The organism is Laceyella tengchongensis (assembly GCF_900182735.1).
GTDB lineage: Bacteria > Bacillota > Bacilli > Thermoactinomycetales > Thermoactinomycetaceae > Laceyella > Laceyella tengchongensis.
In genome coordinates, this window is the sequence record NZ_FXTU01000005.1 from 138,109 (window position 1) to 152,703 (window position 14,595).

The 14,595-nt window shown below is 52.6% G+C and carries 18 protein-coding genes; all 18 read left to right on the forward strand.

Annotated elements, in window-relative coordinates:
- The first annotated feature begins 44 nt into the window (after positions 1-44).
- A complete protein-coding gene (spoIIR, locus tag QQZ12_RS11590; RefSeq protein WP_102993652.1) occupies positions 45-677 on the forward strand; it encodes a stage II sporulation protein R in 633 nt (210 codons plus the stop codon).
- 117 nt (positions 678-794) lie between these two features.
- Positions 795-1,259 (forward strand): GNAT family N-acetyltransferase, encoded by a 465-nt coding sequence (locus QQZ12_RS11595; RefSeq protein WP_154986021.1) that lies wholly within the window; start codon positions 795-797, stop codon positions 1,257-1,259.
- A 104-nt stretch (positions 1,260-1,363) separates the two neighbouring features.
- Positions 1,364-2,419, forward strand: a complete 1,056-nt coding sequence (locus tag QQZ12_RS11600; protein WP_284724485.1) for an L-threonylcarbamoyladenylate synthase — start codon at positions 1,364-1,366, stop codon at positions 2,417-2,419.
- Between the two features lie 158 nt (positions 2,420-2,577).
- A complete protein-coding gene (locus QQZ12_RS11605; RefSeq protein ID WP_284724462.1) occupies positions 2,578-3,141 on the forward strand; it encodes a manganese efflux pump MntP in 564 nt (187 codons plus the stop codon).
- 196 nt (positions 3,142-3,337) lie between these two features.
- Positions 3,338-3,985, forward strand: coding sequence for a low molecular weight protein arginine phosphatase (locus QQZ12_RS11610; protein WP_102993649.1), 648 nt, complete (start codon positions 3,338-3,340; stop codon positions 3,983-3,985).
- Positions 3,986-4,070: 85 nt separating this feature from the next.
- On the forward strand, positions 4,071-4,520 hold the full coding sequence (gene rpiB / locus QQZ12_RS11615) for a ribose 5-phosphate isomerase B (RefSeq protein ID WP_022737376.1): 450 nt from the start codon (positions 4,071-4,073) through the stop codon (positions 4,518-4,520).
- A 5-nt stretch (positions 4,521-4,525) separates the two neighbouring features.
- Positions 4,526-5,086 (forward strand): TIGR01440 family protein, encoded by a 561-nt coding sequence (locus tag QQZ12_RS11620; RefSeq protein WP_102993927.1) that lies wholly within the window; start codon positions 4,526-4,528, stop codon positions 5,084-5,086.
- Between the two features lie 64 nt (positions 5,087-5,150).
- Complete coding sequence (gene glyA / locus QQZ12_RS11625; RefSeq protein ID WP_102993648.1) at positions 5,151-6,392, forward strand: serine hydroxymethyltransferase; 1,242 nt, start codon at positions 5,151-5,153, stop codon at positions 6,390-6,392.
- A 266-nt stretch (positions 6,393-6,658) separates the two neighbouring features.
- Complete coding sequence (upp, locus tag QQZ12_RS11630) at positions 6,659-7,288, forward strand: uracil phosphoribosyltransferase (protein ID WP_102993647.1); 630 nt, start codon at positions 6,659-6,661, stop codon at positions 7,286-7,288.
- Between the two features lie 448 nt (positions 7,289-7,736).
- Positions 7,737-7,952, forward strand: a complete 216-nt coding sequence (locus tag QQZ12_RS11635; RefSeq protein WP_102993646.1) for an AtpZ/AtpI family protein — start codon at positions 7,737-7,739, stop codon at positions 7,950-7,952.
- Positions 7,953-7,959: 7 nt separating this feature from the next.
- A complete protein-coding gene (locus tag QQZ12_RS11640; protein ID WP_022737381.1) occupies positions 7,960-8,355 on the forward strand; it encodes an ATP synthase subunit I in 396 nt (131 codons plus the stop codon).
- A gap of 10 nt (positions 8,356-8,365) precedes the next feature.
- Complete coding sequence (atpB, locus tag QQZ12_RS11645) at positions 8,366-9,145, forward strand: F0F1 ATP synthase subunit A (RefSeq protein ID WP_022737382.1); 780 nt, start codon at positions 8,366-8,368, stop codon at positions 9,143-9,145.
- 44 nt (positions 9,146-9,189) lie between these two features.
- Positions 9,190-9,417 carry a F0F1 ATP synthase subunit C gene (atpE, locus tag QQZ12_RS11650; protein WP_022737383.1) on the forward strand — a complete coding sequence of 76 codons (228 nt, stop codon included), beginning with the start codon at positions 9,190-9,192 and terminating at the stop codon, positions 9,415-9,417.
- Positions 9,418-9,536: 119 nt separating this feature from the next.
- On the forward strand, positions 9,537-10,025 hold the full coding sequence (gene atpF, locus QQZ12_RS11655; RefSeq protein WP_022737384.1) for a F0F1 ATP synthase subunit B: 489 nt from the start codon (positions 9,537-9,539) through the stop codon (positions 10,023-10,025).
- Positions 10,022-10,567: a F0F1 ATP synthase subunit delta gene (locus QQZ12_RS11660; protein WP_102993645.1), complete on the forward strand. Its 546-nt coding sequence runs from the start codon at positions 10,022-10,024 to the stop codon at positions 10,565-10,567. The genes atpF and QQZ12_RS11660 overlap by 4 nt, the downstream gene beginning before the upstream one ends.
- A 33-nt stretch (positions 10,568-10,600) precedes the next feature.
- Positions 10,601-12,115, forward strand: coding sequence for a F0F1 ATP synthase subunit alpha (gene atpA, locus QQZ12_RS11665; protein WP_102993644.1), 1,515 nt, complete (start codon positions 10,601-10,603; stop codon positions 12,113-12,115).
- A gap of 100 nt (positions 12,116-12,215) precedes the next feature.
- Positions 12,216-13,088 (forward strand): ATP synthase F1 subunit gamma, encoded by an 873-nt coding sequence (gene atpG, locus QQZ12_RS11670; protein WP_022737387.1) that lies wholly within the window; start codon positions 12,216-12,218, stop codon positions 13,086-13,088.
- A gap of 87 nt (positions 13,089-13,175) precedes the next feature.
- Positions 13,176-14,576 (forward strand): F0F1 ATP synthase subunit beta, encoded by a 1,401-nt coding sequence (gene atpD / locus QQZ12_RS11675; RefSeq protein ID WP_022737388.1) that lies wholly within the window; start codon positions 13,176-13,178, stop codon positions 14,574-14,576.
- Positions 14,577-14,595: the final 19 nt, after the last annotated feature.

Here is a 14,595-nt window from a genome sequence, read left to right on the forward strand (position 1 = left end):
CCCCCCTGTCCATACTTTGGGTAAGGACAAGGGGGAGGATTTAGATGTGCAAACGGACTATTTTTTTATTTTTGTTGAGCGGTTTTATCTTATGTTCTTTTGTTCGCGCGGAATCGTCCGCAGTGGTCTCCGGCCGCCAGGCGCCGGATCATCCGGAAAAGGGGATTCCAGAACAAGCGATACGGTTACGCATTTTGGCTAACAGCGACCAGCTGCGGGATCAGTGGTTGAAGCGCAAAGTGCGGGATGAACTGGTGAAAGAGATTGAGACTTGGGCCGAGCAACCGGGCGACATCGGTGAAGCCCGGCAGTTGATTCGATCCCGTTTGCCCCGTTTTCAGGCATTGGCCGAACGCACTGTCGCCCAACATGGATTTGATTATCCGGTCAAAGTCGATTTTGGGCGCGTGCCGTTCCCGACTAAGCTGTATGGAGAAAAGGTATATCCGGCCGGCAATTATGAAGCGTTGCGTGTTACGATCGGGCGAGGAGAAGGGGAAAATTGGTGGTGTGTGCTGTTTCCGCCTTTATGCTTTATCGACATGAGCAACGGTGACGCGGTGGAGCCACCCCCGGAGTCGTTGTCCGCTTCGCTAGAACCGACCCAACCGGCGCAACCTAAAGAAGAGAAAATCCAAGTGCGGTTTTTCCTGTTGGATAAGCTGTTGAAAAAATGAGCGTAGAAAGAGGATATCCTAACATAGAGCGCTTTGCTCTACCGATTTTTGTTCTACGCGTTTACCCCCTGTCATACCGTCATATTGTAGGACAAGCGAGACAGGGGGCAAGGTTGTATGTTCGTGATACGACGAGCCATTGAGCGAGACGTCTTTCAAGTGCGCAAATTGTTGAGGGAAGCCGGACTCAATGATAAAGGAATTGATGAGCATATCGATCATTTTTTTGTGGTGGAAATGCCCACGGATGAGGGAGAGACACCGCAATTGGCCGGGGCGGTAGGCATGGAGGTTCACGGAAAGTATGGGTTGTTGCGTTCGTTTGTGTTGGAGCGGGCGCCGTGGAACACCAAAGTGGGCATGAACATGATCCAAATCCTTCTGTCCTATGCGAGCAAACTGCGCTTGTCGCATGTGTATCTGTTAGCGGGCGCTTCCCAGGAATTTTTCACCCAATTGGGTTTTTCCGAAATTGCGTTTGACGAATTGCCGGCGGATATCCGGGAATCCGAACATGTGGAACGATCCCGGAACCAAGGAACGGCGATGGTGTTCTCCTGCGTCCCTTCCCATCAGCAATGACGACCGGTGTCTGAATTCTTTGCTCTATTGTGTTAAGATAGGTGGACAGATGTGACAGCGGATGAGGAAAAGGAGAATGGATTGTGGAATGGATAGAGACACGCTTGAGTCGGGTGGTTGATGAGGGAAAGGGAATCGAGGAATTGCGCGGTAGGGTGGAGATTCAGGAGGCGGCCAACATCCTCAAGCGAGGGGGATTGGTCGCTTTTCCGACGGAAACGGTTTACGGATTGGGAGCGATCGCCACCTCTGCGGACGCGGTGTCCAGCATTTACAAAGCCAAAGGGCGCCCCTCAGACAATCCGCTCATCATTCACTTGGGAGCGGTGGAGCAGGTGGGTGACTGGGTGGAGTCCATTCCGCCCATCGCCGCCGAATTGGCCCGCCGGTTTTGGCCCGGCCCGCTGACGATGGTTTTTCGACACAGAGGCAACTTGGCGTCCAATGTGACCGCCGGTTTGCCCACTGTTGCGGTGCGGGTGCCGGATCATCCACTTGCTCAGGCGTTGCTGTTGGAAACGGGAATTCCCGTTGCGGCTCCCAGTGCCAACCGCTCAGGGCGCCCCAGCCCCACGGAAGCTCTGCATGTGTGGGATGACCTGCGGGGAAAAGTAGCCCTGATCCTTGACGGAGGTGCGACCGGGTACGGCTTGGAGTCAACGGTTGTCGATGTGACAGGGGAAGTGCCTGTCCTGTTGCGCCCGGGCGGGGTGACGTTGGAGCAGTTGCAAGCGGCAGTCGGTACAGTGGAGGTGGACCCCGGCTTGGTTCGTGACGATGAGTCTCCTCGCTCGCCAGGGATGAAGTACCGCCATTATGCGCCGGAAGGGGACGTGTGGCTGGTACGGGAGCCTTGGGCAGAAGTGAAAGAGGCGCTACAACGTGAAATCAGCCGTCAGCAGGGACAAGGGCACCGGGTGGGGCTGTTGGTGACCGAGGAACACAGCGACCTTGTTACGGCGGATGTGATTGTTCGCTGTGGATGGCGCCGGGACCCGCTCAGCGTGGCTCGCGGATTGTACCATGCATTGCGGGAGTTTGATGAGCAGCAGGTGGATGTCATCTTCGCCGAGACCTTCCCTGAGGAGGGGATATACCGGTCAGTAATGAACCGCTTGGCCAAAGCGGCGGCAGGGAAAACACTCGATTTGCGTAAGTAAAAGCCAGACGGATGAGCCGTCTGGCTTTTTGTCTATTCTTAAGAGAGCCATATGGCCCCCTGTCGTTGGAGGCGCGCTTTGAATCCCTCATCCCGCCAGTTCTTTTTTCTTGGACGAGGGCATACCATGAGACGAGGACTTGGACGGGAGGTGCGGATATGCCGCTGACGACTGTGGAATGGGGGCAGCTGTTCACCCTCTCCATGATCGCCCTTGCGATGGGGACAGATGCATTTTCATTTGGCGTCGGCATGGGCACGAAACGGCCCGCGGTCGGTACCATTTCCAAGTTGAGCGCATCCGTCGGTTTTTTCCATGTGTTGATGCCGCTCATCGGCATGGCGATCGGGCAGTTGCTGGGCAAAGTGATGAAAGATGTCGCAGTCATGGTGGGGGGCGGAATGCTGTGCTTTTTGGGCCTATCCATGCTGTGGCATGTGATCAGGGAAGGGGAAGAGGATGAGCGCTCTCGCATCTCCTCATGGGGAAGTATCCTGCTTTTTTCGCTCAGCGTAAGTTTAGACTCTTTGTCGGCTGGCCTCAGTCTGGGGCTGTTCGATGCGGATATATGGTTGGCCTTGTTGTTGTTTGGTTTGTTCAGCTTTGCCATGACCGGGATCGGGCTGGTACTGGGGAGATTCATGGGGGGATGGATTGGCACCTATGGCGAGGTGATCGGCGGAATGATCCTTATCTACTTGGGATGCAAATTTATGATATAAGCCCCCTATTGCCCCAAAATATTCCTTTGAGTAAAGTAGATGATAAGGATGTTTATTTTTAATTAAAATAAGTTTATCCACTAGTCTCGTCGGCAAAGAGACGCGGGACGCAAAAAAGGCGCTGGCGCGATGGCCGAAATGAGATGTCCGGTTGCCCCCGGGCGTGCGAGAATAGGTGGAAGCGAGGTGAATAAATGTGCGTAAGGTGTTGTTTGTCTGTACAGGAAACACATGCCGAAGCCCGATGGCCGAAGCGCTGTTGCGGAAGTGGGTTGAGCGGGAGCGGCTGGATGTGGATGTGAAATCGGCTGGGATATCGGCGTTGGACGGAGCCGCGGCGTCGGAGCAGGCGACCCAGGTGTTGGAAGAGAAGGGGATCGCTCATCGCCACGCATCAACCCCGCTGTGCAAGGAGTTGGTGGCGTGGGCCGATGTGATCTTGACGATGACCGCGCAGCACAAAGCGTTTATCATCCACGATTTCCCCGAGAGCGTGGACAAAATTTTCACGTTAAAAGAATACGCTTTCGGCGGTTCAGAGCAGGTTTCGGTACATCAAGCGTTGGATCGGTTATATGCGGAGATGGAAAGTCATCGGGCGGCGGTACAAAGCAGGTTTTCACTCAAAGCGGACGAGCCTTGGCCCAAAGAAGCAGAAGAAGCGTGGATGAAAGAAGTGGGCCCGCTATTGGCTGAGGAAGAACGGCTATTGCTGGAATTGAAACAGATGGCATTTCAGCAGGACATCGCCGACCCCTATGGCGGATCGGTAGAAGAATACCGGGCGTGCGCTGGGGAGATCGAGGCGGCGATCGAGGCGATTGTGACCAAATGGAGGGAATGACCGGAAAGGAACGCCCAATTCAAAGCGCCAGCAGGGGAAGCACTGCGTTATACTGGGGATGGATGTTTCCAAAGGAGGAATAAACATGCGTATACTACTTGGCTCCGACCACGGTGGCCTTCGGTTGAAGCAAGAAATCAAGGATTTGCTGGATGAAATGGGCATCCATTACAGCGATGTTGGCTGTGACTGTGCGACTTCTGTCGATTATCCAGATTATGCACGCCCGGTCGCGGAAAAGGTGGCTAGCGGCGAATATGACTTGGGTATCCTGATCTGCGGAACCGGCATTGGCATGTCCATCGCCGCTAACAAAGTCAAAGGCATTCGCTGTGCAGTGGTGAGCGATGAGTTTTCCGCCCGCATGAGCCGCGAACACAACAACGCCAACATTTTGGCCCTTGGGGAGCGCGTTGTTGGCCCTGATTTGGCCCGCTCGATCGTGCGAGTGTGGTTAACTTCTGAATTCCAAGGGGATCGGCATGCCCGCCGCGTGCAAAAAATCCACGAATTGGAAGGGGCTCTCCAGTCGTGAACGGAATGGAACGGCTGTCCGCAGAAGTGAAAGATGCCATGCGCGAGCTGGTGGCGGAAGCCGGTTTGACGGACAAGCATGTGGTGGTCTTGGGAGTGAGCACTAGCGAAGTGGCTGGGCAACGGATCGGTTCGCAAGGGAGTGAAGAGATTGCCGCGGCTTTGTTCGCCGGCGTGCGGGAGGTACAACAAGAAGCCGGTTTTCATTTGGCTTTTCAATGTTGCGAACACCTGAATCGAGCTCTTGTCGTCGAGCGCGCGGTGGCAGAGCGGTTTGGTTGGCAGGAAGTGATGGTGGTACCTGTCCGTCAAGCAGGCGGCGCGATGGCCGCTTATGCCTTTCGGCATCTAGCTGACGCGGTGTTGGTGGAATCGATTCAAGCCGATGCTGGGATCGACATCGGTGACACCCTCATCGGCATGCATCTCAAGCCGGTAGCTGTGCCGGTTCGTCCTGGGCGGAAAACGATCGGCGGCGCGCATGTGACCATGGCCAAAACCCGTCCAAAGCTAATTGGTGGCGCACGGGCGGTTTATGTACGGGAAATTGAAAAAGTGTCTCCTTAAAAACGAAAGATCTGTTAAAATGAGGATTGGAATGTTAAGTTTTTTATTCGAGGGGGCAGGTTGAATGGAACAGTTAAAGCGGAAAGACCCACAAGTGGCTGAGGCAATTACCAAGGAGTTGCGCCGCCAACGGGACAAGATCGAACTCATCGCTTCTGAAAATTTCGTTTCCGAAGCGGTGATGGAAGCGATGGGGACGGTATTGACCAATAAATATGCTGAAGGATATCCTGGCAAGCGTTATTATGGCGGTTGCGAACACGTGGATGTGGTGGAAGAACTGGCGCGGGAACGGGCGAAACAGCTGTTTGGCGCCGATCACGCCAATGTGCAGCCTCATTCAGGTGCGCAAGCCAATATGGCTGTGTACTTTGCGGTGTTGGAACCAGGTGACACCGTATTGGGCATGAACTTGGCGCACGGCGGCCATTTGACCCATGGTAGCCCGGTCAACTTCTCCGGCCAGCTGTATAAATTCGTTGCATACGGCGTTGATAAAGAGACACATCGAATCAACTATGAAGAAGTGCGCCAGATGGCACTTGAGCACAAACCGAAGTTGATTGTGGCTGGGGCGAGCGCCTATCCGCGCCAAATTGATTTCGCCCGCTTCAGAGAGATTGCCGACGAAGTGGGGGCGCGGTTGATGGTGGATATGGCTCACATCGCCGGCCTCGTGGCGACGGGCCATCACCCAAACCCTGTGCCGTATGCTGACTTTGTGACAACCACCACCCATAAGACATTGCGCGGCCCACGCGGCGGGATGATCCTTTGCAAAGAAGAATTTGCCAAAGCGATCGACAAATCGATCTTCCCCGGTGTCCAAGGCGGGCCACTCATGCATATCATCGCCGCAAAAGCTGTCGCCCTCGGCGAAGCGCTGTCCGATGAGTTCAAGTCTTATTCCCAAGCAGTGGTGGACAACGCCGAACGCTTGGCTGAATCGCTCAAAGGGCACGGCCTTGAACTCATTTCTGGCGGCACCGACAACCACCTGGTGCTCATCGATGTCCGCAACTTGGGCTTGACAGGTAAAAAAGCGGAGCATCTCTTGGATGAAGTGGGCATCACCTGCAATAAAAACGCGATTCCATTCGATCCGGAAAAACCGTTTGTCACCAGCGGAATCCGCATCGGGACGGCGGCGGTCACCAGCCGTGGCATGGGTGTGGAAGCGATGGAAGAGATCGCTGCGATCATCGCTCTGACCCTGAAGCACCCTGAAGACCAAGCGAAGCATGAAGAAGCGAAACAACGTGTAGCCAAATTGACAGGTGCATATCCTCTGTACCCGAACAAATAAAAAAGCGGAGCAGCTAGCCCCGGGAGCCAAGTGCTCTCGGGGTTTTCGCGTGTGTAGGCAGGTAACGAAGCGCGGTGAAAACCGCTTGGTTCGTTATGATCCATCCCCGAAGCGCCCTCTGCTAGGGCTTTTTTTGCGCCGTGGGAAATTTAACCCAACATGTGGCAATAATAATCTAAGAAAAGGTTGTCTCGCGGGGAGCCTTATGGTTAACTATCATGGGAACAAAAATCGAAGACATTCAAGACAGAAAGAAGGGCGTTAACATGGGGAATGTTTATGTATTCGATCATCCACTTATCCAGCACAAGCTCACATTTATTCGGGACAAGCACACCGGAACCAAAGAATTCCGCGAGTTGGTGGATGAAGTTTCCGCACTGATGGCTTATGAGATCACAAGGGATATGCCGCTTCGAGAAGTGGAAGTGGAAACGCCAGTAGCCAAGGCGAAGTGCAAAGTCTTGGAAGGGAAAAAGCTGGGGCTAGTGCCGATTCTGCGTGCAGGATTGGGCATGGTGGACGGCATTTTGAAATTGATCCCAGCTGCCAAAGTGGGGCATCTCGGCCTGTATCGCGATCCGGAGACGTTGGAGCCAGTGCAGTACTATTCAAAAATGCCATCCGATATCGGTGAACGGGAACTGATCGTGATCGACCCGATGCTGGCTACGGGGGGATCGGCATCAGCCGGGATTCGCATCCTGAAGGAAATGGGCGCGAAACAGATCAAGCTGATGTGCCTGATCGCGGCGCCGGAAGGTGTTCACAGAGTGCAAAAAGATCATCCGGATGTAGACATTTATGTGGCAGCCATTGATGAGAAGCTGGACGAAAAAAGTTATATCATCCCAGGATTGGGTGATGCAGGAGATCGGCTGTTCGGCACCAAATAATAACAAGGCGGCGCCGGGGCCCGCGGTCAACTCGCAACATGCGTTTGCCTGCGCCCCGCGCATGAGCGACCTTAGGGGGTTGAAGCCGCATCTACGCACCCACTTGACTTGTTAGACACGCTCTAGCATGGGGATCAGCAATCGGATCTAGAGTTGTTTATGTTGCCATGTTGAGAAGAACGTCTGTGCATATGTCAATAGCGATATGGTGAATAACTTGTTCTGTGACGGCGTCAAAACCCATAAAAATGTAGTAACAGCAAGCCATTTTTCAAAAAAACGACTTTTTTGTCACATATGTTTTTGAGAAAACGTTGACAAAAAGGATGAGGCTTCGTTACTATAGGCAGGGGAAAGGGAAGTTTTCCTAAGATTCTCCGAACGAATTCCAAGCAACCGGAAGCTGTCTGCCCTTTTCTGAAATCCTTCCTACATATGGGGGTTTTTCATGAAAAATGACACGAATCTGTGGCGCATTGCCGCGATGGTCAGTTCAATTGGCACGGAGATCGTGTTGTTGACCGTGGGCGGGGCTTGGGTGGGGAACAAATTGGATGCCTTGTGGGGCACCAAACCTTTTTTGCTCCTCGCAGGTGTGTTGGTTGGGCTTGGAAGCGGTTTTATCACTGCTTTTTTCACTTTGAAAGCATTTGTGAAGGAATGAACTCCTCATGGATCCATTGCATACCATTCGCCGACGAGTGGTGATCCTCACAGCCGGATTCCTCGCGTTACTCTTAGTCCTATGGTTACTTACTCCGTATAAGAAAATGGTTGCTGGAGCAGGCCTTGGCTTGTTGGTCAGTCTGTATAACGTCTTGTACATGGCGCGTAAAGTGCGCCTGGCGGGAGAGACGACCTTAGCGACTGGTTCCACCAGACACAGAGGAACAGGCATGATCAATCGTTATCTCATGGTTGCCCTTGCGATACTCGTCGCTTTCAAATATCCAATGCATTTTGATGTCCGCACGATTGTCGTGGGGTTGCCAATCTGCTATATACTCATCATTGTATTGGAGTTTTGGGAGGTTCGAAAACTCCGAACCACGTCAGGAAAGGGGTGAAGCTGGATACATGGAAAAAACACCAAAGCTAGTGTTTGACTTAATGGGTTTGCAAGTAAAGCTGGACGTGACTGTGATGATCACCACGACGATTTGTTGCATCCTGGTATTCCTCATCGCTATGTTGGCCACTCGCCGCTTGGCAATGGTTCCGACGGGTATGCAAAACTTTGTGGAAATGATCATCGAGTTCACCCAGGGGATTGTCCGTTCCAACATGGATGCCAAAACAAGCGAACGCTTTTATGGCTTTGCTTTCACGCTCTTTTTGTTCATTTTTATCGCGAATCAGATGGGACTCATGTTTAACGTGGTGACCGAACACCATGAACCCATACCTTTCCTGGGAATTGAAGCAGCGGGAGAGCATCATGGTGAAGCGGGCAAGGAAGCGGAGCATCATAACGCCTACGCTTGGTGGAAATCACCGACTGCTGACATCAACGTGCCGATCGCGATGGCTTTAGCAATCACGATTGTCGCTCATTTCCTGGGCATCAGAAAGTCACCCAAGAAGTACGCATCCCATTATTTCCAACCATTCTTCTGGATGTTCCCGCTCCACATCATCGATGAAGTCGCCAAGCCTGTCACACACGGCTTGCGTCTATGGGCGAACATCTTTGCTGGTGAGATTCTGATTATCGTGTTGCTCAAAGGCGGGTTCTTGACCGAAGCACCGCTGATCGTATGGTTGGCGTACTCGGTCTTTGTCGGAACGGTGCAAGCGTACGTATTTACAGTGTTGGCCATTGTATACATGTCACAGAAGTTGGCTGACGATCATTAATCAACGATTCAAAAAACGATTTAATTTTTAAGGAGGATTTTATTATGGATTTGACGATTATTGCTGGTGCTATCATGTTGTCTTTTGCCGCTATCGCGGGTGCATTTGGTAACGCTTGGGTGTTTGGACGCTATCTGGAAGGGATTGCTCGTCAACCTGAAGTTCGCGGCATGCTGTTCACCCAAACCTTTATCGGGATCGCTTTGGTAGAGGCGTTGCCAATTATTGCTGTTGCTTTCGGCATCATGGCTGTACTCGGCATCATCGGCTAATGTCTTCACCAATGCAATGACGGGGAATATGTTTTTCTATTCCCCGTCTGCTTATGATTAAGCCTTTTATTCGTAATTTGCATACACAAGTTCCCGCAAGTCTGAAGGGAGTGAATCAAGTGTTAAGTATTGAATGGGGTACGATGGTATTCCAGCTTATCGCATTTATCATTTTAATGCTGCTCGTTTCCAAATACGCTCTTCGTCCAATGCTGAACACCATGAGGCAACGTCAAGAGCACATCGACGGCCAGATCAAGGCTGCTGAGAAAAGCCGCAAAGAAGCGGAGGATCTCATCAAAGAGCAACGCGAAGCGCTGGAAAAAGCCCGCCTAGAGGCGAAAGAGATCATCGAACGCGCCAAAGCGCAAAAAGAGCGTGAAGCGGAAGAGATCATCGCCAAAGCGCAAGAGCGCGCTGAGAGCATGATCAAAGAGGCGACCAATGAAATTCAACGCGAGAAAGAAAAAGCGCTTGCCAGTTTGCGCGATGAAGTGGGTGCCCTGTCCGTTCAGCTCGCATCCAAGTTGATCGAGAAAGAACTGGATGGCAAAGCCCAAGCTGAGCTGGTGGGTCGTTACCTTGAGCAGGTAGGCAGAGTGCAATGACCAGCTCGGTAGTAGCGAAGCGATACGCCAAAGCATTGTTTGAGGTCGCCGAAGAACAGAAATGCTTGGATGGCGTGGAGCGAGATCTAAAAATAGTGACGGCAACATTTAACGCTTCCCCTGAGCTGGTGGCGTGGCTAGGCCATCCTTCCACTTCCTCCGCCAAGAAGCGTGAAGTGTTTGACAAGCTGTTCGCGGATGTGAACCAATACACGAAGAACCTCTTGTACGTATTGGCTGACCGTCGCCGCGAGAACATCGTGTTCGATCTGGCGCAAGCGTTTAATGAGTTGGCCAACGAAGCGAGAGGGATTGCTGAAGCGCAAGTGACGACCGCGTTCCCCCTCACTGAGGAGAATAAGGCGGAGATCGTCAAAGCGTTTGAACCGATTATCGGCAAGAAGATTCAAATCACCGAAAAAGTGGATTCCGACATCCTAGGCGGCGTGATCGTGCAAGTGGGCGACCGGTTGTTTGACGGAAGCCTGAAGACGAAGTTGGCCCGTTTTCAGGATGGGTTGAAGCTGGGCAGAATCGGATAGAACATACAGACGGAAAGATTGGGGTGAACCATTATGAGCATTAAACCGGAAGAGATCAGCTCTCTTATTAAAGAGCAGATCAAAAATTACCGTGCCGAAGTCGAAGTGACCGATGTAGGCACCGTTATCAATGTCGGGGACGGTATTGCCCGCGCGCACGGCCTGCAAAATGCCATGGCTGGTGAGCTGGTTGAGTTCAGCAATGGTGTGATGGGTATGACGCTGAACTTGGAAGAAAACCACGTAGGTATCGTTATCTTGGGCCCATATCAAGATATTCGTGAAGGAGACCAAGTGAAACGCACGGGTCGCCTGATGGAAGTGCCAGTGGGTAAAGCACTGTTGGGTCGCGTTGTGAACCCGCTCGGACAGCCACTGGACGGCAAAGGTCCGATCGAAACCACTGAATTCCGCCCGATCGAATCGGAAGCACCTGGCGTTATTGACCGTAAATCGGTGCATGAGCCGTTGCAAACCGGGATCAAAGCGATTGACTCCATGGTTCCGATCGGCCGCGGTCAGCGCGAGCTGATCATCGGTGACCGCCAAACCGGTAAAACCTCGGTGGCGCTTGATACCATCATCAACCAAAAAGGCAAGGACATGGTCTGTGTTTACGTGGCGATCGGCCAAAAGGCTTCTACCGTAGCGCAAGTGGTAGAGAAGTTGCGTCGTTTTGGTGCGCTTGAATACACCATCGTCGTTGTGGCTGGCGCGTCTGACCCGGCTCCGCTGTTGTTCTTGGCTCCGTATGCGGGTTGTGCGATGGGTGAATACTTCATGTACAACGGCGGACATGTACTCTGCGTATACGATGACTTGTCCAAACAAGCGGCTGCATACCGTGAGCTGTCCTTGTTGCTCCGTCGTCCGCCAGGCCGTGAGGCGTATCCTGGGGATGTATTCTACCTGCACTCCCGCCTTTTGGAGCGTGCAGCGAAACTTTCCGATGAGCGCGGTGGCGGATCGTTGACAGCCTTGCCGTTCATTGAAACCCAAGCGGGTGACATCTCTGCTTACATCCCAACGAACGTGATCTCCATCACCGACGGACAAATCTTCCTGGAGTCCAACCTGTTCCACTCCGGTGTGCGCCCGGCGGTAAACGTAGGTACTTCCGTATCCCGCGTAGGGGGATCTGCACAAATCAAAGCGATGAAAAAAGTGTCCGGTACATTGCGTCTGGACTTGTCCCAATACTACGAGTTGGCGGCGTTCGCACAATTCGGTTCTGACCTGGATAAAGCGACCATGGCGAAGCTGGAGCGCGGAAAACGCGTCGTAGAAATCTTGAAGCAAGGTGAGCATGAACCGCTGTCCGTTGAGAAACAAGTGGTGTCCCTCTACTTGGTAACCAAAGGCCATTTGGATGAGATCGCGGTTGAAGACGTTCGCCGTTTCGAAGCGGAGTTCCACGCTTTCCTTGACGCGAACCATCAAGATGTGCTGAAAGACATCGTTGATAAGAAAGAGCTGAAGGAAGACAACGAGAAGAAACTGCTCGAAGCGATTGCTGCGTTCAAAAAAAGTTTTGTGGCATCTAACTAAGCAGGAAGACAAGTTTTCACTGCCGACGCTCGGTTGAGCCGCTCACGTGTAAGAAAGCGGCGGCTCGACGAACGATCGGCAACAGAAAGGCGGTGAACACATGGGACAATCGATGCGGGACATTAAGCGGAGCATTAAAGCTAAAGAGGATATCAGAAAGACGACCAAAGCGTTGAAACTGGTATCTGCGGCCAAACTTCGCCGCGCACAGGAGCAAGCGCAGGCGGCGCGTCCATATGCGGAGAAGTTGCGCGATGTGATCATCAACATCGCTCAAAGCACGACAAATGCCAACCACCCGATGCTCGTTTCCCGTCCAATCAAAAAAACCGGTTATCTGATCATCACTTCGGACCGCGGCCAAGCTGGCGGCTACAACTCAAACCTATTGCGCATGCTGGTGTCTGCACTGAGCAAGCGCCACCAAAGCAAAGATGAATACGTGATCTTTGTGATCGGGCGCAAAGGACGCGATTTCCTACGCAAACGCAATTACCCTGTCATCAATGAAGTGACAGGTTTGTCCGATTCGCCAACGTTTGCCGATGTGAAAGAAATTGCGGAGCAAGCCGTTCGTTTCTATGCGGAAGAGAAGTTTGATGAGCTGTACCTCTTGTACAATGAGTTTGTCAACCCAGTGGTTCAGCGTCCGACGGAAAAACGCTTGTTGCCGCTGGCTGGGGATGACTTGGCGGGGTCCAGCCAAACTGGAAAAACCGTTTACGAGTATGAGCCATCCCAAGAAGAGGTGTTGTCCACTCTGCTTCCAAGTTATGCAGAAGCACTTATCTATAGCGCTCTTTTAGATGGTAAAGCGAGTGAACACGCCGCTCGAATGAACGCGATGAGCAATGCGACCGACAACGCTACGGAAATGATTGAATCGCTGAAGTTGCAATTCAACCGGGCGCGGCAAGCGGCTATCACGCAAGAGATTGCGGAGATCGTCGGTGGGGCGGCTGCGCTGGAATAGAACAAGCGATGAGTTGAACGAAGCAACGATTAGCGGGTTGGCCATCCCGTTTTGATAGATGCAAATGCAGTTTAAGGAGGGAACGAGATGAGCACTGGACGTGTGCTTCAGGTAATGGGCCCGGTTGTGGACGTGCAATTTGAAAGCGGCCAATTGCCTGAGATTTATAACGCGATTAAAGTTAGACGTAACGATGGAAGTGAACTGGTGTTAGAAGCTGCCATCCACTTGGGTGACAATATTGTTCGTACAGTAGCGATGGCATCCACCGACGGATTGGTTCGCGGCATGGAAGCGGTTGATACAGGTAAGCCGATCAGCGTTCCGGTGGGCCGTCCGGGATTGGGACGCGTATTCAACGTATTGGGGGAACCGATCGACGAAGCGGGTCCGGTCGTTTCAGACGAATATCTGCCTATCCACCGTCCGGCACCGAGCTTTGAGGATCAATCCACCCAAGCGGAAATGTTGGAAACGGGTATTAAAGTCGTTGACTTGCTTTGCCCATACGCAAAAGGTGGTAAGATTGGTCTGTTTGGTGGTGCGGGTGTAGGTAAAACGGTACTTATCCAAGAGTTGATTAACAACGTTGCCCAAGAGCACGGTGGTTTGTCTGTATTCGCAGGGGTAGGGGAGCGTACCCGTGAAGGGAACGACCTGTACCACGAGATGAAAGATTCTGGCGTAATCAACAAAACGGTGATGGTCTTCGGTCAGATGAACGAGCCGCCGGGTGCACGGATGCGCGTGGCTTTAACTGGCTTGACCATGGCTGAGCATTTCCGTGACAGCGAAGGGCAAGACGTGCTGTTGTTCGTAGACAACATTTTCCGCTTTACACAAGCAGGTTCTGAGGTGTCTGCGTTGTTGGGCCGCATGCCGTCCGCGGTAGGTTACCAACCGACCTTGGCTACGGAAATGGGTCAATTGCAAGAGCGGATCACATCTACCAAAACCGGTTCGATCACATCGGTGCAAGCGATCTACGTACCGGCGGACGACTACACCGATCCGGCTCCGGCGACCACCTTTGCCCACTTGGATGCAACCACCAACTTGGAGCGCCGCCTGACCCAAAAAGGGATCTATCCGGCGGTAGACCCATTGGCGTCCACTTCTCGTATTCTGACCCCAGATGTAGTCGGGGAAGAGCATTATCGTGTAGCTCGCGGCGTGCAACAAATCCTGCAACGCTACCAAGAACTCCAAGACATCATCGCGATCTTGGGTATGGATGAGTTGTCTGATGAAGACAAACAACTGGTAGCCCGTGCGCGGAAAGTAGAGAAATTCCTTTCTCAAAACTTCCACGTGGCTGAGCAATTCACCGGCCAACCAGGTGTGTATGTGCCTGTGAAAGAAACGGTTCGCAGCTTCAAAGAGCTGTTGGAAGGCAAACACGACGATCTGCCAGAAGATGCGTTCTACATGGTGGGAACCATTGACGACGCGATCGAAAAAGCGAAATCGATGGGTTACACCCGTTAAACCATAACATTCTGCCTGG